This window comes from Photobacterium aphoticum (assembly GCF_001029435.1).
Classification (GTDB): domain Bacteria; phylum Pseudomonadota; class Gammaproteobacteria; order Enterobacterales; family Vibrionaceae; genus Photobacterium; species Photobacterium aphoticum.
In genome coordinates, this window is the sequence record NZ_LDOV01000014.1 from 1 (window position 1) to 20,139 (window position 20,139).

General features: G+C 52.7%; 18 protein-coding genes and 1 tRNA gene. 10 read left to right on the forward strand and 9 right to left on the reverse strand.

The window, feature by feature from the left end:
* Positions 1–51 precede the first annotated feature (51 nt).
* Positions 52–128, forward strand: a tRNA-Pro gene (locus ABT58_RS07750).
* 260 nt (positions 129–388) lie between these two features.
* Here ABT58_RS07750 and ABT58_RS07755 read toward each other — a convergent pair.
* The 3 genes from ABT58_RS07755 to ABT58_RS07765 all read right to left on the reverse strand — a co-directional run bounded on the left by ABT58_RS07755 (position 389) and on the right by ABT58_RS07765 (position 5,446).
* Positions 389–1,270: a DMT family transporter gene (locus ABT58_RS07755; RefSeq protein ID WP_047873829.1), complete on the reverse strand. Its 882-nt coding sequence runs from the start codon at positions 1,268–1,270 to the stop codon at positions 389–391.
* A gap of 48 nt (positions 1,271–1,318) precedes the next feature.
* Entirely contained in the window at positions 1,319–2,194 is an 876-nt protein-coding gene (locus ABT58_RS07760) for a TraB/GumN family protein (protein WP_047873830.1), read from the reverse strand.
* Positions 2,195–2,443: 249 nt separating this feature from the next.
* Positions 2,444–5,446 (reverse strand): copper-translocating P-type ATPase, encoded by a 3,003-nt coding sequence (locus ABT58_RS07765; RefSeq protein ID WP_047873831.1) that lies wholly within the window; start codon positions 5,444–5,446, stop codon positions 2,444–2,446.
* Between the two features lie 187 nt (positions 5,447–5,633).
* Here ABT58_RS07765 and cueR point away from each other — a divergent pair, with 187 nt between their 5' ends.
* A complete protein-coding gene (gene cueR, locus ABT58_RS07770) occupies positions 5,634–6,032 on the forward strand; it encodes a Cu(I)-responsive transcriptional regulator (protein ID WP_047873832.1) in 399 nt (132 codons plus the stop codon).
* Between the two features lie 79 nt (positions 6,033–6,111).
* Here cueR and ABT58_RS07775 read toward each other — a convergent pair whose 3' ends face one another.
* The 3 genes from ABT58_RS07775 to tesA all read right to left on the reverse strand — a co-directional run bounded on the left by ABT58_RS07775 (position 6,112) and on the right by tesA (position 8,989).
* Positions 6,112–6,966, reverse strand: a complete 855-nt coding sequence (locus ABT58_RS07775) for a co-chaperone YbbN (protein WP_047873833.1) — start codon at positions 6,964–6,966, stop codon at positions 6,112–6,114.
* 540 nt (positions 6,967–7,506) lie between these two features.
* Entirely contained in the window at positions 7,507–8,334 is an 828-nt protein-coding gene (locus ABT58_RS07780) for an SDR family oxidoreductase (RefSeq protein ID WP_047873834.1), read from the reverse strand.
* Between the two features lie 43 nt (positions 8,335–8,377).
* Positions 8,378–8,989, reverse strand: a complete 612-nt coding sequence (gene tesA / locus ABT58_RS07785) for a multifunctional acyl-CoA thioesterase I/protease I/lysophospholipase L1 (protein WP_047873835.1) — start codon at positions 8,987–8,989, stop codon at positions 8,378–8,380.
* On the opposite strand from tesA, the gene ABT58_RS07790 reads away from it, so the two are divergent.
* Together ABT58_RS07790 and ABT58_RS07795 are read left to right on the forward strand one after the other, a co-directional pair.
* The gene (locus ABT58_RS07790; RefSeq protein ID WP_047873836.1) at positions 8,988–9,662 is read left to right on the forward strand and encodes an ABC transporter ATP-binding protein; all 675 of its coding nucleotides are present in this window, start codon (positions 8,988–8,990) and stop codon (positions 9,660–9,662) included. The genes tesA and ABT58_RS07790 overlap by 2 nt on opposite strands.
* Positions 9,659–12,178, forward strand: coding sequence for an ABC transporter permease (locus ABT58_RS07795; protein ID WP_047873837.1), 2,520 nt, complete (start codon positions 9,659–9,661; stop codon positions 12,176–12,178). Before ABT58_RS07790 ends, ABT58_RS07795 begins: the two co-directional genes overlap by 4 nt.
* A 129-nt stretch (positions 12,179–12,307) precedes the next feature.
* Here the strand turns inward: ABT58_RS07795 and ABT58_RS07800 are convergent, their stop codons facing one another.
* Positions 12,308–13,216, reverse strand: coding sequence for a TIGR01777 family oxidoreductase (locus ABT58_RS07800; RefSeq protein ID WP_047873838.1), 909 nt, complete (start codon positions 13,214–13,216; stop codon positions 12,308–12,310).
* Positions 13,217–13,493: 277 nt separating this feature from the next.
* On the opposite strand from ABT58_RS07800, the gene ABT58_RS07805 reads away from it, so the two are divergent.
* From ABT58_RS07805 to yfcE, 5 genes are all read left to right on the forward strand, one after another.
* On the forward strand, positions 13,494–14,252 hold the full coding sequence (locus ABT58_RS07805; RefSeq protein WP_047873839.1) for a DUF1538 domain-containing protein: 759 nt from the start codon (positions 13,494–13,496) through the stop codon (positions 14,250–14,252).
* Between the two features lie 8 nt (positions 14,253–14,260).
* Positions 14,261–15,106 carry a DUF1538 domain-containing protein gene (locus ABT58_RS07810; protein ID WP_373300260.1) on the forward strand — a complete coding sequence of 282 codons (846 nt, stop codon included), beginning with the start codon at positions 14,261–14,263 and terminating at the stop codon, positions 15,104–15,106.
* The gene (locus tag ABT58_RS07815; RefSeq protein WP_047873840.1) at positions 15,096–15,446 is read left to right on the forward strand and encodes a P-II family nitrogen regulator; all 351 of its coding nucleotides are present in this window, start codon (positions 15,096–15,098) and stop codon (positions 15,444–15,446) included. Before ABT58_RS07810 ends, ABT58_RS07815 begins: the two co-directional genes overlap by 11 nt.
* The gene (locus ABT58_RS07820; RefSeq protein WP_047873841.1) at positions 15,443–15,847 is read left to right on the forward strand and encodes a CBS domain-containing protein; all 405 of its coding nucleotides are present in this window, start codon (positions 15,443–15,445) and stop codon (positions 15,845–15,847) included. The genes ABT58_RS07815 and ABT58_RS07820 overlap by 4 nt, the downstream gene beginning before the upstream one ends.
* A 77-nt stretch (positions 15,848–15,924) precedes the next feature.
* Positions 15,925–16,476, forward strand: coding sequence for a phosphodiesterase (gene yfcE, locus ABT58_RS07825; RefSeq protein ID WP_047873845.1), 552 nt, complete (start codon positions 15,925–15,927; stop codon positions 16,474–16,476).
* Between the two features lie 52 nt (positions 16,477–16,528).
* On the opposite strand, the gene ABT58_RS07830 is transcribed toward yfcE, so the two are convergent.
* Positions 16,529–17,290 carry a sulfite exporter TauE/SafE family protein gene (locus ABT58_RS07830; RefSeq protein ID WP_047873842.1) on the reverse strand — a complete coding sequence of 254 codons (762 nt, stop codon included), beginning with the start codon at positions 17,288–17,290 and terminating at the stop codon, positions 16,529–16,531.
* Positions 17,291–17,627: 337 nt separating this feature from the next.
* Between ABT58_RS07830 and focA the strand changes: the two genes are divergently transcribed.
* Positions 17,628–18,473: a formate transporter FocA gene (focA, locus tag ABT58_RS07835; RefSeq protein ID WP_047873843.1), complete on the forward strand. Its 846-nt coding sequence runs from the start codon at positions 17,628–17,630 to the stop codon at positions 18,471–18,473.
* 248 nt (positions 18,474–18,721) lie between these two features.
* On the opposite strand, the gene ABT58_RS07840 is transcribed toward focA, so the two are convergent.
* Positions 18,722–19,996 carry an Nramp family divalent metal transporter gene (locus tag ABT58_RS07840; protein WP_082211020.1) on the reverse strand — a complete coding sequence of 425 codons (1,275 nt, stop codon included), beginning with the start codon at positions 19,994–19,996 and terminating at the stop codon, positions 18,722–18,724.
* Positions 19,997–20,139 lie beyond the last annotated feature (143 nt).

Genomic DNA, 20,139 nt, shown 5'->3' on the forward strand with positions numbered 1-20,139 from the left:
TTCACCGACCACTATTAAAACGTAGTGGTTTGTAAAAACTGTTATGTATATCGGTGAATAGCGCAGTTTGGTAGCGCATCTGGTTTGGGACCAGAGGGTCGGGGGTTCGAATCCCTCTTCACCGACCACTATTGAAGCCTCAGTCGAAAGACTGGGGCTTTTTTACATCTGTAATTGCAAAAACCGTTATGTATGTCGGTGAGTCGCGTGGTTTGGTAGTGCATCTCAGGGCTCTGGGTATGGCGGACCAGAGGGTCGGGGGTTCCCGATTTTTAAGGGCATGGCCTTTTCACCGACCACAATTAAGAGCATAACTGAAGCCTCGTCAGAAATGACGAGGCTTTTTGCGTTTTGGACGCTTGCTGAAGGGCGAGTACTGACCGATGAATTACGCTTTTGGGCGTTGCCGCGACATCCACAAGGTGTGGCCAGCCAGTGTCACCACAATGATGGCTGCTCCCATCGCGACTTCTTTGGAAGGCGCTTCGCTGAGGAACCACCAGACCAGCAATGGGCCGAATAGGATTTCCAACAGCAAGATCAAGCTGGCTTCTGCCGCTGGCAGGTATTTGGGGCCAAGGGAAATTAACAATAACGAAAACGGCACGACACCAGCACATAATAGCAGGGTGTAGATCCCTTCACTGAATGTCAGTGAGAAAGGGTGTGCGCCTGCCAGCAGCGAGATAATGGCGGTAAAACAGCCGGAATAAATTAAAAAGACGTTCGCATATTGGGCTTTGGTTTTGCGAAGCATGATGAGATAGACCGACATAGAGACCGCCGTAACCAGCGCAAAGGTATCCCCTTTGAGTGCGCCTGGGCTGGCTTGATCGGCAAACACCAGCCAAATGCCCCCGACGGCGATAAAAATGGCAAGAATTGTCGCTTTATCTAAGCGTTCACCTAGCCAGAAAAAGGCCAGTACGGCGGTGAACATGGGGGCTGTATTGGCAATGACTAAGGTACTGGTGACTTCGGTACTGTCGATGGAAAATACAAAGCAGATGGTTGAAGCCGAAAACAGCAGGGCGACCAGCACAGTACTGAGTGCCGGACGTAAGGCATGTGTGGTGATCACGGTGCGATCTTGTCGCCATTGTACGCAAAATAAGACGATAGCCGGCAATAGACCGCGCCAGAAGAGTAACGTCCACTCGTGCCCGTTGACGAGGCGTACGAGCAGGCTGTCAAAACTTAAAATTATGACCCCAAGCAGGGTGTAGAGACGTCCGCGTTGTCTCTCATCGAGTTTCTCCAAGATCATCATAGTGAATAATCCTGTTTGTATTGTTATAGGTAATAGATGGTGTTGCGGTTAGCGGCACTGAACGGAGTGGCCTAGGGTGAGCAAGGAGACCTTGAACCCTTCTGCTTGCAATAACGCGGGTACGCCTTGTTGACCAAACAGGTGCATGGCCCCCACAACCACAACAAAATGGCCTTGCTGATAGGCTGGCGCATGAACAAATTGATCGGCCCAATCGCGGTTGCGGTTGTTGATCAGTACATTATCGGTATGGGCGTTATATTGGCTGTCATCCACCAGTTTAAGCAATTGTTGCTGATCGCCCGCCTTCCAAGCAGACAGTAAACAGTTGAGTTGTTCAGATAATGCTTGCCAGTCATCGACCGTACTGAGTAGGAGATCTTTACCGTGATCTTCGAGCCCTTCCAATAACTCTATTTGTTGAGTCAGGCTTTCTAGCTCTATGACGGGGAGCTTTTCGGCTTTTGCGCGTTTGAGCAGGGTGATATCAATGCCGTTGTCGGCCGACAGACCCGCTTGGGTTGCCATGGTCATTTGCAGGGTAATGGCGCTGAGCCAAGGCGGTGATTGCAGTAAGGTCGAAGAGGGTAGATTGAGTTTCTTGGCTAAGGCGGTTAAAGCTTGTTGTTCTTCGGGGTTCAGCACTTGCCGGGTGGCAGGAGTATTGGGGTTCAGTGATGGTGTAAAGGGCTGCAAAATATCGGCTTCCACAACCAGTGCATCGGCCTGCTGCCAGCGTTGTAAGAAGGCCTTGGGTAACGGGTAAAAATCGGCGGTGCCGACATGAATCGCCCCTAAAAACGTAAAGCTGCGATTGTCTTTTTCTGCCAGCCAAACCATGGGTTCGGCACTGGCCTGCGAGGAGAAAAACGGCAGTAAGAGCAGCGTGTGCGTGAGGAGTTTTTTGAAAAAGGAAAGAGACATAATCACTCTTTGTGTATGGGATACCGCTAGTTAACCTATAGCAGTTGGACAAGGTATTCAATGTTGTGAGCAAAATGAGACGCCTTCCTCTCTCTGTCAGAGCCTGACGGAAAGGGGAAGGCGGTTAAGTGATAGGCGGTTAGATTTATAGACGGTTAGGTCATAGACCGCTATTTTTTGCTGTCAGGGTGTAACCAGAACCACCAAATGATGAGACCGATTACGGCTAAACCAATCAATGCTGCCATGTTAGTGCTCCTTCGTAGTGGCGGGTGCCGCTGTTGATGCAGACTCCGGTGCGCGATGTTGTGTTACCGCACCTGACGGTGTAAACAAACGCAGGCGATTGGCGTTACTGACCACCGTAATTGAGGACAATGCCATCGCCGCTCCAGCAACAACCGGGCTTAACAATGCTCCGGTGAACGGGAACAGGATACCGGCAGCCACCGGAATACCCAGCGTGTTGTACACAAAGGCCCCGAACAGGTTCTGTTTCATGTTTTTCAGCGTTGCACGAGACAGTTGAATTGCATCAGCCACACCATGCAGCGAATGACGAACCAGCGTCAGTTGCGCACTTTCAATCGCCACATCACTGCCACTGCCCATGGCAATGCCGACTTCCGCCTGTGCCAGTGCGGGCGCATCGTTGATGCCATCACCGACCATCGCCACCTTCTTACCTTGTTGCTGCAGACGCTGAACTTCGGCGGCTTTACCGTCAGGCAAGACACCTGCAATCACTTGGCTGATCCCCGCTTGTTGGGCAATGGCTTTGGCGGTGGCTTCAATGTCACCGGTCAGCATCACCACATCCAGTCCCATGCCTTGCAGGCGACGAATGGCTTCAACAGAGTCATGACGTAGTGGATCGCTCACCCCGAGCATGCCCGCCAATTGACCATCGATAGTCACATAAATAGGGGTGACACCTTGATGGCTGATGGTATTTGCATCCTCTGTCGAGGCCGCATCATCCACGCCGTGTTGTGCAAGCAGTTTACGGTTACCCAATAGCAGCGCGTGTCCGTTGACTTGCCCGCTGATCCCAAAGCCCGGTGTGGCATGGAACTGCTCGACCGTTTGCAAAGGAAGATCGCCAGCTTTTGCCGCATCAATGATGGCGCGGCCCAATGGGTGTTCAGAACCCTGCTCCAGGCTGGCGGTCAGTTGCAGCACCTGCTCGTCAGTAAAGCCGTGGTAGCTGGACTGGTGTACTAATTGTGGCTTACCTTCGGTTAGGGTACCGGTTTTATCCAGCACGACGGTGTCGACACCAGCTGCCACTTGCAGCGCTTCAGCATTGCGGATCAGCACGCCGTATTCGGCCGCTCGTCCGATCCCCACTGTGACGGACATCGGAGTGGCTAAGCCCAATGCACACGGACAGGCGATGATCAGCACTGTGGTCGCCGTAACCAGCATGTAACTGGATGACGGATCCGGGCCGAAGTAGTACCAAATCATGGCGGTCAGCACGGCAATGATCATCACGGTTGGCACGAAAATAGACGAAATGGTATCGGCCAGACGTGCCAGCGCCGGTTTACTGCTTTGTGCCTGACGCACCAAATCAATGATGCGTGCCAGCATGGTGTCACGGCCGATTTTCTCTGCCGTAAACAGCAGGGTGCCGTGTTGGTTAATGGTACCCGCATGCACGGTATCGCCGATTTGCTTGTTGGCAGGCAGCGGCTCACCGGTCAGCATCGATTCATCAATGTAGCTTTGTCCCTGTACGATGGTGCCATCTACCGGCACTTTGCTGCCCGGGTACAAGCGCACAGACATCCCGGCTTGCACTTGTGCCAGTGGCACTTCGCGTTCTTCACCGTTTTCGACAATCACGGCTGTCGGCGGCTGAAGATCCATCAGTTGCTCGAGCGCTTTGGAAGTACGGCTACGGGCACGGGCTTCAAGCGCATGACCGAGCGTGATCAAACCAAGGATCATGGCTGATGCTTCAAAATACACATGACGTGCCTGCATCGGTAACAGATCCGGGGCGATCACCACCAGCATCGAGTACAACCATGCAGCACCGGTACCCAGTGCAACCAGCGTATCCATACTGGCGCGGTGGTGTTTGAACGCTTTCCACGCATTGACGAAGAAGTGACGACCAACCGTCAGCAACAGTACCAATGTCAGTAAGCCTACTAATCCCCAGCTGATTTGGCTGGCGGTAGAAGTGATCATCATACTGCCACCGAACACGCCCCACGCCATCAGCGGGATACCCACCCCTAAGCCAATGTAGGCGTTGCGCATGTGCTGGCGGTAGATTTGTGCATTCTGTGCTTGCTGGCGTTCACGGCGGGTTTGTTCATCTTCCGACAATTCCGCGCCGTAGCCGGCAGCATCCACCGCGTGAATGATGGCATCGGCTTTCACGTCACCACTGACCAATGCAGTACGCTCCGCCAGGTTCACGTTGGCAGATTGCACGCCATCGACAGCACGAATGGCTTTTTCCACCGATGCCACACAACTGGCGCAGGTCATGCCGGACAATATAAACTGCTGGGTTTGGCCTGGCGCCTGCGACTGTGTTTGTGCCTGTGGCTGCACGTTTGACGTGGCTTCAGCAGGCTCTGCGGGCGTATGGGTATTTGCTTCAATCACTGTATTCGGATCGGCCACGGTAGCGGTGTAACCCAGTTCCGTGATCAGGGTAATCAGGGCGTCATCGCTCAAGGTGCTCTCGATGCTCGCGGTGGTTTTACTGACGGTGAAATGGGTGATCGCGGGCTCAGCGGCTAATGCGGCTTCCACTTTTGCCACACAGCGGCCACAGCTCAGGCCGGATAAGGTCAACGCAGTGATGGTTGTGAGGGCGTTATCGGGGGCTGGCGAATACTCGGGGGCTTGTTCAGGGACAGAAAACCCCAATGCCGTGATCAGCGCAACGACTTCTGCTTGGCTTAAGCGAGTCGTAATAGATAAATGTGTCGTGGTGACGTGAAAGTCAGAGACGGCATCATGGGCGTCCAGTGCAGCGTTAACCTTGCCAACGCACTTGCCACAAGACAGACCCGCCAGCGGTAACTCGTAATGAAAACCGGCCTCATAGCCCAGATCTTGGATCGTCTTGATCGCGATTTCTGGGCTGAGATCGCCCTGGATCACGGCGTGCTGTGTATCCACCGATACGGAGGTGACACCGGGCAGGGCACTCAAGGCCGCCTGGATTTTGCCGGCACAGTTCATGCACCGTACTTTGCCTAATGTAAGCGTTAATTCACTCATAATTGCGCCTCTATGCGTTACGCATGATAACGAAGATGGCTCATAATAAACCTTCCATCAACTGGAAGGTCAAACATTTTGTGTGAGTCGACGAGATTTACAGCATGGGGGTTGAGGTTATGGCGGGATGCACAAATAATAAAGGGAGTGATCGTGTTTACCTGCCCCGAGTGGCAAGGCGAGTTTTATGAATATCAGTGACATTGCACAACGCACCGGATTAACGGCGAAGACCATTCGTTTCTATGAAGAAAAAGGTATCATTTCGCCACCGGATCGGGCTGAAAACGGCTACCGCCAATATCATCAATACCATGTGGATGAGCTGCATTTGATCCGCCGCTCTCGTTTAGTGGGGTTTACCTTGGATGAAAGCCGTGAGCTATTGGCATTTTCTCGTGACCCACACCGTCGCAGTGCCGATGTGAAGCAAAAAGCCGAGCAGAAGCTGGTGGAGATTGATGAAAAAATTCATGAATTACAGCAGATGAAGCAGACGCTGGAAGCACTAACGGTGCAGTGTCCGGGGGATGAAAGTGCGACGTGTCCCATCATTGAAGGCTTGTGTTGTCACAGCAAATCGTAATCTTGAATGATGAGAGACACAAAGGCTGGCATCAGTGGCCAGCCTTCGTCTATTTCAAGTGCCGTTATTCGCAGAGCGGTTAGTACAGCAGAGAGTACAACTGACGACGGTATTTACCTGCCACCGCGTTGCCTTGCCCCAGTGCTGCCAGAATATCCATCATGGTTTTCTTAGCGTTGCCGTCAGCAAAGTTCATGTCTTTGCGTAGCAGACCAATTAACAGCTCAAGGGCTTCTTCCGCGCGGTCAACTTGGCTGTATTGCACCGCCAATTCAAACGCCAAGTTGTGATCGGCAGGGTTTGCTGCCAGTTTTTCTTCCAACAGACGGATTTCCGGTGAGTCAGACGCTTGCTTGTGCAGCTCGAGTTTCGCCATCAAGCCTTTGTATTTTGCATCCTGATCCTGCATCAAAATTGTGCCCAGAATCGCTTCCGCTTCATCGTACAGTTTGGTTTCAATCAAACACTCGGCGACCGCCAATTTCACCACAGCATGCTCACCAAATGTTGCCGTCAACGGGCGCAGTAGCGCTAAGGCTTCGGTGTATTGCTGGCTTTCTACTTTTTCTAACGCTTCTTTCAGCGCCATCTCTTCCGGGCTAGGCAAGTGCTTGTTCAGCATGTCACGCAATGTTTGTTCATTTTGCGGGCCGGCCATGCCATCAACCGGGCGACCATCTTTAAAGAGCGCCACGGTCGGTAAGCTTTGTACGCCAAATTGTCCTGCGACCATCGGCTGGGCTTCACAGTTCAATGTGGCCATTGTCAGCATGCCCGGGTAGGACGCCACAATGTTTTCTAGGAGGTGATTAATTTCCTGTGTTTCAGGCATAGAAGGCGCCCAGAAGCTGATCACGACTGGGGTTTGCATTGATTGCTCAATGACCTGTTGAAGATTTTGCTCGTTCAGTTCGATAGCAAGTGACTGGTACATGGATTTATTCTCACTCCCTGCGCATTGGTCGTGGTGTGATAAGAACACCAAAAAGTTCGCTTGTCTTAGTTATGGGGGGGATAAGTAGGGATTTCAAGCCAGAGAGCGAGGGGAAGGGCATTGTTGCAGAAAAAACCAGATAAATAAGAAAGGAGAGCATCGGCTCTCCTTTCTTATTGAAACGTTAACATTAATGCGAGTGTCACGCAGACACAGAGGAGATTAATTTGGCGCAATGTCATAACTACACCTTTTTTGTTTTGATAATGCTTTTGTTGTTCATGGATAAGTGAAGCAAGGTAGGGACTGCCTTCAACTTACCTGATTAAAATAGCGTTTGTATGTGACACTAATATGACGTTTCTTGTTTTTTTCTATGAATTTCTCACGAGGTGGGATCAACAGGCTGTTTTTGCCGATCAGGGGGAGTGATATGGTGGCTTTTTGATCGCGAAAGTCTGTGTTTATTGTTAACAAAGAGTGATTTATGTAAAAGCCGGCATAATGACCGGCTTGTTGTTGAGGTATGAATAAACAGAATTACGTGCTTTTTTTCAGCAGTTTGTCTAACCATTGAGTCGGAAGAATGCGCCGTAGGAATCCAAACAAGTAGGTAGGTTGTGTAACATAATAGCGCGGTGCCGGACGCGAGCTGTTGATGATGGCCTGCAGGGGCTTGAGTACCGCTTCCGGCCCCAGAGTAAATTGGTTCGACGGGGAAGCTTTACCCAGTCGTGACAGGGTCAGTTGGTAGTTTTCGCGGTGGCGGGAGCCTTCCAGAGCAATGTGCTGTTCAAAACGGGCTTTGGCGTTAGCACGAAACTGACTTTCAATCGGCCCCGGTTCAATCAGGCTGACGTGAATCGGCGTGTCAGAGAGTTCCAGTCGCAAGGTGTCCGTGTAACCTTCCAAGGCAAACTTACTGGCGTTGTAGGCGCCACGATAGCGCATCGCGACCAGTCCCAACACCGAGCTGTTTTGCACGATCTTGCCGCTGCCTTGTTTGAGCATGATGGGGATAACCGCTTGGGTGAGGTGGTGCCAGCCAAAAAAGTTGCTTTCAAACTGCTGGCGCAACGCGGCGGTCGGCAAATCTTCCAGCGCCCCCGGTTGGCCGTAAGCGGCATTGTTAAACAGTACATCCAAACGGCCGCCGGTAAGGGCGAGGGCATCTGCCAGGCCTTGTTCAATCGAGGCTTCATCGTCCATATCGATGCGTACACACTGCAGGCCTTCTTGCTGCAATCGCGCCACATCATCGGGGTGGCGGCAGCTGGCGACCACGTGGTAGCCCGCCTTGTGGAGGGCATGGGCACAATGATAGCCGATGCCGGTACTGCATCCGGTCAGTAAAAGTGAGGTTGTCATGGCGAGTCTGTCCTTTTCGTTCTGTGCGGTGCGTGATGAACCGTTAATTGTCACTCGATAGGTGAGGGGCAATTTCTTTCGCCATAAATTGGGCGATCCAAGGTTGAGCATCCGGCTTGGGATGCAGGCCGTCTTCCATCATCCATTCCTGACGCAAAATGATGTGTTCCAGAAAGAAAGGCAGCAGCGGCACAGACAATTCGTCACTCACGTCTTGAAACACATTGGCAAAGTGGTCGCTATAGCGTTTGCCGTAATTTGGCGGTACAACTATTTGCATTAGTAAGGGTTTTGCGTCGGCCGCTTGGATCTGAGTGATCATCTGGGTCAGATTATTGCGTATAGTTGAAGGAGGAAATCCGCGCAATCCGTCATTGGCACCCAGTTCAATCATCACATAATCGGGTTGGTGGGTATCCAGCAGGGCGGGTAAGCGGGCAAGGCCGTTGCCGGTGGTATCACCGGAAATACTGGCGTTCACAACCGTTAAGGTATGTCCTTCTTGCTCCAGTTGTTCGGGAAGCAGGTTGGGCCAACTTTGTTCGGCGGCCATGCGATAACCGGCACTTAAGCTATCACCCAGTACCATCAGGGTCGCGGCCATGCTGTGCGACGAAAACATCACAACAAGCAATACTGAAAGGAATCGTATCATGTCTACATCCGTGATTAAGGCTGTCTCTGTGTCCAAACAGGTGACGACGGCATCGTCGTCCCTGACCATTTTGCAGGATGTTTCGCTTGAGGTCGAGCAGGGTGAAGCAATTGCGTTGGTCGGTGTCTCCGGGGCAGGAAAATCGACCCTGATGACCTTATTGGCGGGGTTAGATACCCCATCACAAGGCTCTATTGAATTATTGGGCCAGCCGATTTCGGGCATGGATGATGAAGCGCGCGCCGCACTGCGCAGTGAATCCATCGGGTTTGTATTCCAAAGTTTTTTACTCATCCCTTCACTGTCTGCGCTGGAAAATGTGTTGTTGCCCGCCTTGATCAAAGGGGAAGCGGCTGATGAAGCGCGTGCCCATGATTTGCTGGCGCAGGTTGGTTTGGCCGGACGTGAAAATCACCTGCCGTCGCAATTGTCGGGCGGAGAGCAGCAGCGAGTGGCCTTGGCGCGGGCGTTCATGACCCGTCCGCACGTGCTGTTTGCCGATGAGCCGACCGGTAATCTGGATCAGCACACCGCCGCCACTGTGATTGAGTTGCTGTTTGCCCTGAACCGCGATCACGGCACCACCTTAGTGTTGGTGACGCACGATCCGCATCTGGCCCAGCGTTGCGATCGCACATTAACCCTTGAGGGTGGGAGTATGGTGGCCGCATGACAGAGCTTTCAACCCCGGCAGCGACCCCACCAACGGTGTATCGTGGCCTGCTGACCAAATGGAGTTGGCGTGAACTGTGGCAGGGCCAATTATGGCCTGTGGCTGTGGCGTTAACCCTGATCATTGCTTGTGTGTTTGCGCTAAGTGCCCTCGTGATGCGGGTGGAAGGTGTGATGGTGGATCAGGGGCGTTCGATGATTGCCGCTGATCGGGTGTTTCGTTCAGCCAATCCTTTGCCGCCGACATTATTAGAACGGGCTGAACAGCAAGGGCTGCAAACCTCGGTACAAACCCGCTTTGGTACCATGGCATTCAGTGATGAGGCCATGCAACTGGTGAGCGTGAAAAGTGTCGACAGTGCCTTTCCCCTGCGCGGTGCGTTGAGCCTGCAAAGTGCGAATGGTGTCCGCCATCAGGTGCAACCGGGTGAGTTGTGGTTGGCAGCGCGTCTGTTTGATCTTCTGAAAGTCAAAGAGGGCGATACACTGGCCATTGGGGATGCGGAGTTAGTGATCAGCGGCACCATTATGGAGGAGCCAGAGCTGTCATTTAACCCGTTTAGCCAGATGCCTGCGGTGCTGATCCATGCTGATGACCTGGCCCAAACCGGGGCGATTCAACCGGGTAGCCGGGTGCAGTATCGGGCATATTTCAAAGGGGAGGATGCCCAACTGGCCGCGCTCCAACAGGCGACCACCTTGGCTGCAGGCGATCGCTGGTTGAGTGAAACCACACAAGGGCGAACCGGCGATATTCTTGAAAAAGCCCGTCAATATCTGTCACTGACTCTGATTTTGGTCATCATGATGGCGACCGCCACCTTGGTATTAACCTGTCTGCACTATGTCTCCACGCGGCGAGAAACTGTTGCCATGATGAAAAGCCTGGGTGCCAGTCGCCGCTGGTTGTGGCTGTGGTTATCGCGCCAGTTGGTGATGCTGTTTACGTTGGCGGCATTGGCCGGCGGGGCGATTGGTAGCGGGTTAGAGTACCTGTTGCGTTTGCCGTTAGGGGCGATATTGCCGGATGCTTTACCGAGCGTCGGCCTGATGCCATGGGGTGTCAGTGTGCTGGTGGCTTTATTGGTTGCACTGCCGGCGATGGGCATTGCGTTGTGGCAACTGGTGGAAGCGCCCGCGATTGCTGTGATGCAGCCGCAAGTGGATGTACCGCTCAATCCTGAACGTTACTTGCTACTGCTCTTCCCTGTTTTGGCTGCCTTATGGTGGTTTGGGGACAACGGGTTAATGTGGGTCACGCTGGCGGGGCTCTTTATTTTGATGGGCGTGCTGGGATTACTGGGTGTGCTGGTGGTGGCTGTGTTGAAGCGCTTTCGCTGGGGCGCAGCCATGCAGTTGGCCTTAAGCCGCATCAGTCGCAGCCCGTTAGCGACCGGCGCGCAATTGGCGGCCTTGACCAGCTCTTTGATGTTGTTGACGGTGATTTGGCTGCTGCGCAGTGATTTGCTGTCGGATTGGCAGCAGACACTACCGGCCGATGCGCCCAATGTGTTTGCCTTGAACATCGCCCCTGAGCAGCAGGCGGATTATCTGGCCGCCTTGGATGCACAAAACATCATGCGATCGGAAGGCTATCCGGTGATCCGAGGGCGGATCACCCATGTGAATGACGATGCGTTATTGACGATGTCCGCTTCGTCAGCAACCGACACACCGAATGCATCAGCCACTGCGTCAGAATCAGATGCTGAAACAGGCTCTGAGACACCAGTCAGAGACGAATCCCTGCGCCGCGAGCTCAATTTCACTTGGCGCGAAAGCTTGCCTGAGCACAATACGGTGATTGCGGGAGAATGGGGCGCGGCGGGCGGCGTCTCGGTCGAAAGTGGCATTGCGGATCGCTTGGGGATAGAGTTGGGAGACAAGCTGGCCTTTACGGTTAACAGTCAGGATTTTACTGCTACAGTGACCAGTTTGCGTGATGTGGAATGGCGCAATATGCGGCCGAACTTCTACTTCATTTTCACGCCGGATGTGATGGCGCACCTGCCTGCCACGTGGTTGGTGAGTTTCCGTATCGAAGCGGGGCAAGAAGGGCTGATTAATCAGCTGGGACGAGATTTCCCGACCGTCAGCCTGTTGGATTTACGCACCATGGCGACCCGTATTCAGGGCATCATGCAGCAAATTTCCTTGTCTTTGTCGGTCTTGGCGGGACTTGGGGTGGTCAGTGGTTTGTTACTGGTGATGACCTTACTGCGTTTGAGTATGGCGCAACGCAAACTGGAAATTAAGCTCTATCGCACTTTAGGGGCCAGTCGTCAGCGTATCACCGCCACAGTATGGGGCGAGTACGGCATCATGGCATTAATTGCAGGGATCATGGCGGCGATTGGGGCAGAATCGGTGGTGGCGGCCTTAGTCAAATGGGGCTTTGAATTGCCGGTCACCGCGCACCCTTGGGTTTGGGTCGGTGTCCCTGTGCTGGCCTTGTTGCTGGTGGTGATCATCATTCGTTCTATGTTGCAGCAACTGTTGTTGCCGTTACAGCGCTAGAGCACAGTATAAGCGCGATAAAAACACCTAAATAAATGGCGGTGTTCACTCTCTCATCAGAGAAACTGAACACCGTTATTTTTGTTTTCTCGTTTTTGTTTTTGCGTTTTGCTTGAGTGCGTTAAAGGCTCAGGCGTGGCGCAGAATATCTTGCAGCGCTTCGTTAATGTCACGGTGCTGGAAGGTATAGCCTGCCGCTTCCAGTTTGGCTGGAATGGCGTTTTGGCCTTCCAGTAACAAGGAAGCCGCTTCGCCCAGTGCCAATTTCAGGGCAAAGGCCGGTGTGAAAAGAAAATGCGGGCGGTGCAGGGCATGAGCCAATGCCTGACTAAACACCTTATTTGTCACCGGCTCGGGGGCGGTCATGTTAAAGGCACCGTGTGCGCTTGGGGTATTGAGCAAAAAGACAATGGCGTTGACCATGTCATCCAGATGGATCCACGGCGTGTACTGTTTGCCCGAGCCGATGGGGCCGCCGAGGCCGAATTGGTAAGGCAGTAACATTTTGGCCAGTGCGCCGCCATGGCGTCCTAACACAATTCCTGTACGCAGCAGGCAGACGCGGGTGGCCTCACTGGCCGCATCTGATGCGATGTGCTCCCAGCGTTGGCAAACATGATGGGCAAAGTCATGACGAGAGACATGTTCAATAGCAAAGTCTTCATCAATCACGTTATCGTGTTGATTGCCATAAATGCCCACCGCAGAGCCGCTGATGAACGTATGCGGCGGTTGCTCACTGGCTTTTATCTTTTCCACTAATTGCTGGGTGATCCCCCAACGGCTGCGGCAGATGGTGTCTTTTTGGCGCGCGGTCCAGCGTTTGTTAATGATGGGCTCACCGGCAAGGTTGATCACCGCGTCAAAGTCGTTGAGATTCTCTAGCTGATCCAAGGTAGTGATTGCCTTGACAGGCTCCCCCAGAGACAGGCTGGCCTTGGCCGGATCGCGACTGAGTACCGTGATGTCATGATCACGCAGTTGATGAATTAAGGCTGCGCCGATAAAGCCAGTACCGCCGGTCACTAAAATCTTCATATACATCCCTCAACGTCAATACAGCCTATCTCAAGGTCTACGGTTTTTTATTCCAATGCATCGCCAGACGGTCATTGTTCTGTCTTTCTTGAAGTCGGCGCACTGAATATATACGAGTATAGCCAAGAGATAGATTGCTGAAATCATAACGTATTGTTATTGCTCGTGCTCTTAGAGAATGTGGGCAAGCTCTCGTGTCGGTGAAGAAAAGTTGTTCTCAAGGAAATATGAGCCATACCTAAAGATAGACAAGGACGTAGCAGGCAGAGGGCGTGCAATGGTGTTAAGCGGTCAGGGAGCACGGAACGGGTTGGTGGCATTGGGCAAAGCCTTGCTCAGTAGTATGCGGGATCTGCTGCCGATTGTGGTGGTGATCGCCTTTTTTCAGCTGGTGGTCTTGCAACAACCGTTGCCGGATTGGGGCCCCATGTTGTTGGGACTGCTGTTTGTGGTGGTCGGCCTGACCTTCTTTGTCTTTGGCCTTGAGATGGGGCTGTTTCCTATCGGGGAATCCATGGCGCGCGCTTTTGCCAATAAAGGCAGCGTAACCGGCTTACTGCTGTTTGCGTTTTGCTTGGGGTTCGGTACCACCATTGCTGAACCTGCTCTGACAGCGGTGTCAGCTGAAGCGGCAGAAGTGGCCGCCGAAGGCGGATTGATAGACCCTGATGAGCAAGCCCGCGAAGAGTATGCCAACGGCTTGCGCGTGACGGTGGCGTTGTCGGTGGGGTTAGCCATTGTGTTGGGGGTGATCCGTATCTTAAAAGGCTGGCCCATTCATCGGGTGATCATTGGGGGGTACCTGACGGTGATGGTGATGACCTGGTTTGCGCCCCCGACCATTGTCGGCATTGCCTATGATTCGGGAGGCGTGACGACTTCGACGATCACGGTGCCATTGGTGACCGCATTGGGCGTCGGGCTCGCCGCCTCGATAAAAGGGCGTAATCCGCTCGTCGACGGTTTTGGCTTGATCGCCTTTGCTTCATTAACCCCCATGATTTTTGTCATGGCCTACGGCATGCTCGTGCATTAAGGATAGCGATGGACAGTGCATTGAGCCATGACGTGATCACCTTGGATATCCCCACCATCGCGATGCATTTCGGGGACACCCTGCTTTCCACCATGCGGGATGTGTTGCCGATTGTGGTGATCATTTTTGGTTTTCAGCTGGCGGTATTGCGCCGGCCGGTTACCCACTGGCAACGGGTGGTGTTGGGCTTTGTGTATGTGGTGCTGGGCTTAGCCCTGTTTTTGATGGGGTTAGAGATGGCGCTGTTCCCGCTGGGCGAATCCATGGCTGAGCAACTCACCGCGCTGGATTTTCTGTTCGGTCAGGGAGAAGCGATCCCCGCGCAAGTGCCTTGGCATGAATATTACTGGGTCTATCTGTTTGCCGCTGCAATTGGTTTTAGTACCACTATCGCCGAGCCCTCGTTGATTGCGGTGGCGATCAAAGCCAATCAAGTGTCAGGCAATACCATCAGTGTGAACGGTTTGCGGATTGCCGTGGCGCTGGGGGTGGCAATAGGGATTGCGCTGGGCAGTTACCGGATTGTGGCGGGGGATCCGCTGCACTATTACATTTTGGTCGGGTACGTGGTGGTGGTTGTGCAAACCTACTTTGCCCCGAAAACCATTGTGCCATTGGCGTATGACTCGGGTGGGGTGACCACCTCGACTGTGACGGTGCCGATTGTGACCGCTCTAGGACTGGGATTAGCCTCAACCGTTCCGGGGCGAAACCCCTTGTTAGATGGATTTGGTTTGATTGCGTTTGCCAGCTTGTTTCCGATGATCACCGTGATGGCCTATGCCCAGTTATCGGTCTGGCAAACACGGCGACAAGCGGAAGCGGCCGAAAGGAGAAAGGATAATGCGCTTTAAATTGTTACTGGCGTTTGTGGAAGATGCCAAGACCGAGGCGGTGTTAACGGCGGCGCGGGAAGCCGGTGCGACCGGGGCCACGGTGATCAACAACGCCCGAGGGGAAGGCTTGCACCAAAAAACCACCTTTTTCGGCTTGAGCTTAGATGTGCAGCGGGATGTGATTTTGTTTGTGGTGGAAGAGCATTTAGCTCGCTCGATTTTAGAAACCATTGAACAGGTGGGTGAGTTTGACAGCTCGTCCGGACAAGGCATTGCGGTACAGTTAGATGTGGAAGATGCGGTGGGCGTGGCCCATCAGATGGAAACATTGACCAAGGTGGTTGAGGCAAAATTATGAGTGAGGAAACCCTGATCCGTGTGCGTGATGTGATGCGCAAGAACTACGCCATTGTGGATGGCCTGATCACCGTGGCAGAAGCCATACGCATTGCCAAACGCGCGCAAATTAAAGCGTTGATCATCGCCAAACGTCACGAGGACGATGAATACGGCATTGTGCTGATGAATGATATTGCCAAGAAAGTGCTGGCGATGGATCGTTCGCCCGAGCGCACCAATGTGTATGAAATCATGACCAAACCGGCCTTGTCGGTCAGCGAAACCATGGATGTGCGCTATTGTGCCCGCTTGTTTGAACGCTTTGGGATCAGCCGAGCGCCAGTATTACACGATGGTGAAGTCATCGGCATGGTCAGTTATAACAATATCGTGCTCAATGGCATGCTGCGAGAGGAATAAGTCGCATGCTGTAACGTGACGTGTGTCAGGGTTCCGTGTACGATGCAGGTATCCTGATTAAAGATTGTAAGACTGACATGAAACTGTTTTTTGCTTCCGATATTCACGGTTGTGCTCAGAGCACACGTCGTACGCTGGACGCCTTCGCGCAAAGTGGGGCAGATCATTTGATCCTGCTGGGTGATACCTTAAATCACGGTCCTCGGAATGCGTTGCCTGCGGGTTACGCGCCGGTTGAAGTGGCTGAATTATTGAATCAGCATGCGGAAAACATCACAGCCGTTCGTGGTAATTGCGACAGCGACGTGGATCAGATGCTGCTCGATTTCCCGATGATGGCAGACTACAACTTGGTGTTACTACCTAACGGCCGCCGTTTGTTCCTGACGCACGGTCATTTGTACAACAGCGATAAGCACCCGCGTTTGCGTGCCGGTGATGTGATTGTGTCGGGTCATACCCATGTGCCAGTGGCAGAGCAAAAAGGCGAGTACTATGCGTTTAACCCGGGTTCAGTGACCATTCCACGTGGTGACAACAAAGCCAGCTACGGCCTGTTGGAAGACAACACCCTAAAAGTGGTGACGTTTGACGGTGACGTACTGTGTCAGGTGACCCTGCCAGCATAACGTTGAGTAAGACGTGAATATAACGGCGGGCGAGGCTCGCCGTTTGTGTTTTCTAAAAGCCGATTAATAGCTTCACGCCAATCAAAAGCGTCAGCGCTTCAAAGCAGCGTTTGATGAGCGTATTACTTTTCTGAGTGGCCCAGTGCGCGCCTAAGTAGCCGCCACACAGCGAGCCCAGCAGTAATACAGGGATCCACGGCCAATAAATCTCAGCCCCTGCCACATACATGGCTGCAGCACCAATCCCATTCCAGAACAAGCCCACACTGACCAAGGTTAATGCCACCGCCTGCTTGTAATCAAAGCCAAACCAGCGCACTAAAAATAAAGTCACGAACAGGCCAGTACCTGCGGTGAGTGAGCCATTTAACATGCCTATCGCGGCCAATCCCATCCCCCCCATGAGCAAACCGACACTGTTGCGGTGACGTGGCTCGGCCGTTTGCCCTAAGGTGCGCTTGCACATTGAGTAAATTCCCAGCCCTAAAATCAAGATACCGAGCAGGGCTTCTGCGATGCGTCCGGGGACAAATAAGATCACATTGGCCCCGGCAATGACGCCCAGCATGCCGGCCACAATCACGTACCCGGTGATGCGCCAGTCTATGGTACCTGCACGAATATGTTTGATGGCGGCACCTAAGCCCAGTGCGACACTGGCCACTTTATGGGTAGCAAGGGCTATAGTGAAAGGCAGGCCGAGGAAAATCAGTAATGGGAATTGCAATAACCCTGCGCCGCCGCCGGACAAGGAGGCAAGCGTGTTGGCAATTAAGGAGCCAAGGAAGAGACCGAGAGCGCTAAGAATATCCATATTCCCACCGAGGTAAGGGCAAAATGCCAACGAAGGCCATTACCTTAGCGTAAAAAGGCAACACTCGGCTAGAGACGGGGTTTAGGCGAGGAATGCACGGAGTGAGACTTGTATCGCAAAAATTAATGTTCTGTAGCGATTTTTCAGCAACTGCGATCTTTTGATGTTGTTAAAATGTTTTTGAAAAAAGACGTGTTTTGTTGATTCGGAATATCCGAGGTATTAACTCGTATATCTCGAGTTTTTGTTTTAGCAGAGCCTTGAATTTTCGATAGAGAAGGTTCACTATCCGGCCTCCTCATTTTTATGTATCAATTTGTGTTAGGTCTCAACAATTATGCATCAGAATCAATTTGATTCTTTATTACCACCGCAAATGGCGGAAAAAGCGGCTGAGGTCGGTGTAAGTAAAGCCACCAAAGATCCAATGAAATCGCTCCTATTGGCCATTACGGCAGGTATGCATATTGGTATTGCCTTTGTTTTTTATACCACTGTGACAACCGGTGCGGGTGATATGCCATGGGGTATGTCTCGTTTCATTGGTGGCTTGGCGTTCAGCTTGGGTCTGATCCTTGTCGTGATCACCGGTGGTGAGCTGTTCACCAGTTCAGTACTGACGCTAGTGGCGCGTGCCAGCGGTAAGATCAGCTGGAAGAGCCTGTGGGCGCACTGGGGCATCGTGTATATCGGTAACCTGATCGGCGCATTGATGCTGGTGGTACTGATGCTGATGACCAAGCAATACATGTCTGGCAGCGGTGCTGTGGGTATTAACGCCATGCACATTGCTCAGCACAAGTTGCACCACGATTTTATGCAGGCGGTTGCGCTTGGCATCATGTGTAACGTATTGGTGTGTGTGGCGGTATGGATGACTTTCAGTGGCCGTACGCTGACTGACAAAATTTTGGTGATGATCCTGCCGGTCGCCATGTTTGTGTCTTCAGGTTTTGAGCACTGTATTGCCAACATGTTCCAGGTACCGATGGCGATTGGTATTAAAACACTGGCTTCTCCAGAATTCTGGCAGATGACAGGGATGAACCCAGCAGATTTTGCTGACCTGACGCTAAGCAATTTCATCATCAATAACCTGATCCCTGTGACACTCGGTAATATTATCGGCGGCGGTATCTTCGTCGGTATGGGTTACTGGATTATTTACCTTCGCGGTAAGTAAATCGGTAAATACGTGTAACTGGATAGTATGGGTAGTGTGCTAGCGATCGATACTTTCTCCAGTGACCGCGTTCTACGTTTTTGCTAACAGTGTTAAGTTAGTACTATTTTCTCTGAAGATGTTTTTCTTCTCGCCGCTGCCTTTGTTGCAGCGGCTTTTTTATATCTTGAGTTTCGCGTTTCGAGTTTCTAGAACCTAGAGCTTAGAACCTAGAACAGCCCCTCGCTTCCTTACCTTGTACTTTCAGCTTACGCCACCAGACTCCACAATAAGTAACCGTTAAGGCTCAGTACCAGCAGGATGATGATCCCGCCCAGTCCCGCAATCACTGGTGAGTTACGGAAACGCCCCATGATCTGATGCTGACTGGTGAAGATCAGCAGCGGGATAATCGCCAGTGCCACCCCAAAGCTCAGTACCACTTGGCTGGCCACCAGAATGTCGGTGGTGCTCACGCCCATCGCAATGAAACCAAAGGCTGGCAACATGGTCACCACACGGCGCACCCACAATGGAATGGTAAAGCGCACGAACCCTTGCATCACCACTTGGCCGGCCAGCGTACCCACCACGGTAGAAGAGAGGCCAGAAGCAATTAATGATAAGCCAAACAGCAGTGCCGCGCCTTTGCCCAATAATGGCGTCAGGGTTTGATAGGCCGTTTCAATGCTGGCGATATCGGTGCGGCCAGTATGGTGGAACACCGCTGCGGCCATAGCGATAATGGCGATATTGACAAAACCGGCGATGGTCATGGCAATCAGTACATCGACACGGGTCATTTTCAGACGTTTTGTCACCGAGTGCTCGGTCGGTGCAGAGAACATGGCCGAGTGCAGGTACACCACGTGTGGCATCACGGTTGCCCCTAAAATCGCTGCGGCCAGATAGATTTGTTTCGGCTCGGTCAGGCTAGGTACCATCAGGCCATGAGCCAGTGGGGCCAGTGCCGGTTTGGCCATCATCAGTTCCGCCACATAAATCACCGCAACCACCAACAGTAGCGCACCAATCACGATTTCCAGTGGTTTCTGGCTGCGTTTTCCCAGTGTCAGAATGGCTAAGGTGACTAATGCCGTAATGGTTGCCCCTTCAAGCAGGTTAACCCCCAGCAGCAACTGGAAACCGACCGCCGCACCGATAAATTCGGCCAAATCTGTCGCCATAGCAATGAGTTCAGCCTGCAACCAGTAAGGCACCACTGCCCAGCGCGGTAATTGGTCACGTAGGTGTTCGGCCAGGTTTTTTCCGGTCACGATGCCCAGTTTGGCAGAGAGGTATTGGATCAGCATCGCCATCAGGTTGGCCCACAACACCACCCACAACAGCTGGTAGCCGTATGCCGAGCCCGACTCAATGTTGGTGGCAAAGTTACCCGGATCGATATAGCCAATCGCGGCTACAAACGCCGGGCCGAGCAGGCGACGCGCTGAGCTTTTGATGGCAGGAGAAGCTGTGTTGGAATGACTGGGGCTAACGCTGTGTGACTGACTGTCTGTCAGTGATTGAGTGAGTGTGCTCATGGCGGTGTGTCCGATAACGTGGTGGTGCAAGAAAAGGAGATGGTGGGACTTTACGCCTGTGAATGCCCTTGCGCTAATGCGTAAAAACTATCGTTTTGATAGTAATGGCCGATAGATAATCTGAGGTGCGAGGTGCGAGGTGC

Coding starts and splice junctions, on each gene's coding strand:
- ABT58_RS07805 (WP_047873839.1), top strand. CDS start 13,494: ATGGTGTTAAGCGGTCAGGGAGCACGGAACGGGTTGGTGGCATTGGGC.
- ABT58_RS07775 (WP_047873833.1), bottom strand. CDS start 6,966: ATGTACCAGTCACTTGCTATCGAACTGAACGAGCAAAATCTTCAACAG.
- ABT58_RS07790 (WP_047873836.1), top strand. CDS start 8,988: ATGTCTACATCCGTGATTAAGGCTGTCTCTGTGTCCAAACAGGTGACG.
- tesA (WP_047873835.1), bottom strand. CDS start 8,989: ATGATACGATTCCTTTCAGTATTGCTTGTTGTGATGTTTTCGTCGCAC.
- ABT58_RS07810 (WP_373300260.1), top strand. CDS start 14,261: ATGGACAGTGCATTGAGCCATGACGTGATCACCTTGGATATCCCCACC.
- ABT58_RS07830 (WP_047873842.1), bottom strand. CDS start 17,290: ATGGATATTCTTAGCGCTCTCGGTCTCTTCCTTGGCTCCTTAATTGCC.
- ABT58_RS07795 (WP_047873837.1), top strand. CDS start 9,659: ATGACAGAGCTTTCAACCCCGGCAGCGACCCCACCAACGGTGTATCGT.
- yfcE (WP_047873845.1), top strand. CDS start 15,925: ATGAAACTGTTTTTTGCTTCCGATATTCACGGTTGTGCTCAGAGCACA.
- ABT58_RS07760 (WP_047873830.1), bottom strand. CDS start 2,194: ATGTCTCTTTCCTTTTTCAAAAAACTCCTCACGCACACGCTGCTCTTA.
- ABT58_RS07800 (WP_047873838.1), bottom strand. CDS start 13,216: ATGAAGATTTTAGTGACCGGCGGTACTGGCTTTATCGGCGCAGCCTTA.
- ABT58_RS07840 (WP_082211020.1), bottom strand. CDS start 19,996: ATGAGCACACTCACTCAATCACTGACAGACAGTCAGTCACACAGCGTT.
- cueR (WP_047873832.1), top strand. CDS start 5,634: ATGAATATCAGTGACATTGCACAACGCACCGGATTAACGGCGAAGACC.
- ABT58_RS07780 (WP_047873834.1), bottom strand. CDS start 8,334: ATGACAACCTCACTTTTACTGACCGGATGCAGTACCGGCATCGGCTAT.
- focA (WP_047873843.1), top strand. CDS start 17,628: ATGCATCAGAATCAATTTGATTCTTTATTACCACCGCAAATGGCGGAA.
- ABT58_RS07815 (WP_047873840.1), top strand. CDS start 15,096: ATGCGCTTTAAATTGTTACTGGCGTTTGTGGAAGATGCCAAGACCGAG.
- ABT58_RS07765 (WP_047873831.1), bottom strand. CDS start 5,446: ATGAGTGAATTAACGCTTACATTAGGCAAAGTACGGTGCATGAACTGT.
- ABT58_RS07755 (WP_047873829.1), bottom strand. CDS start 1,270: ATGATGATCTTGGAGAAACTCGATGAGAGACAACGCGGACGTCTCTAC.
- ABT58_RS07820 (WP_047873841.1), top strand. CDS start 15,443: ATGAGTGAGGAAACCCTGATCCGTGTGCGTGATGTGATGCGCAAGAAC.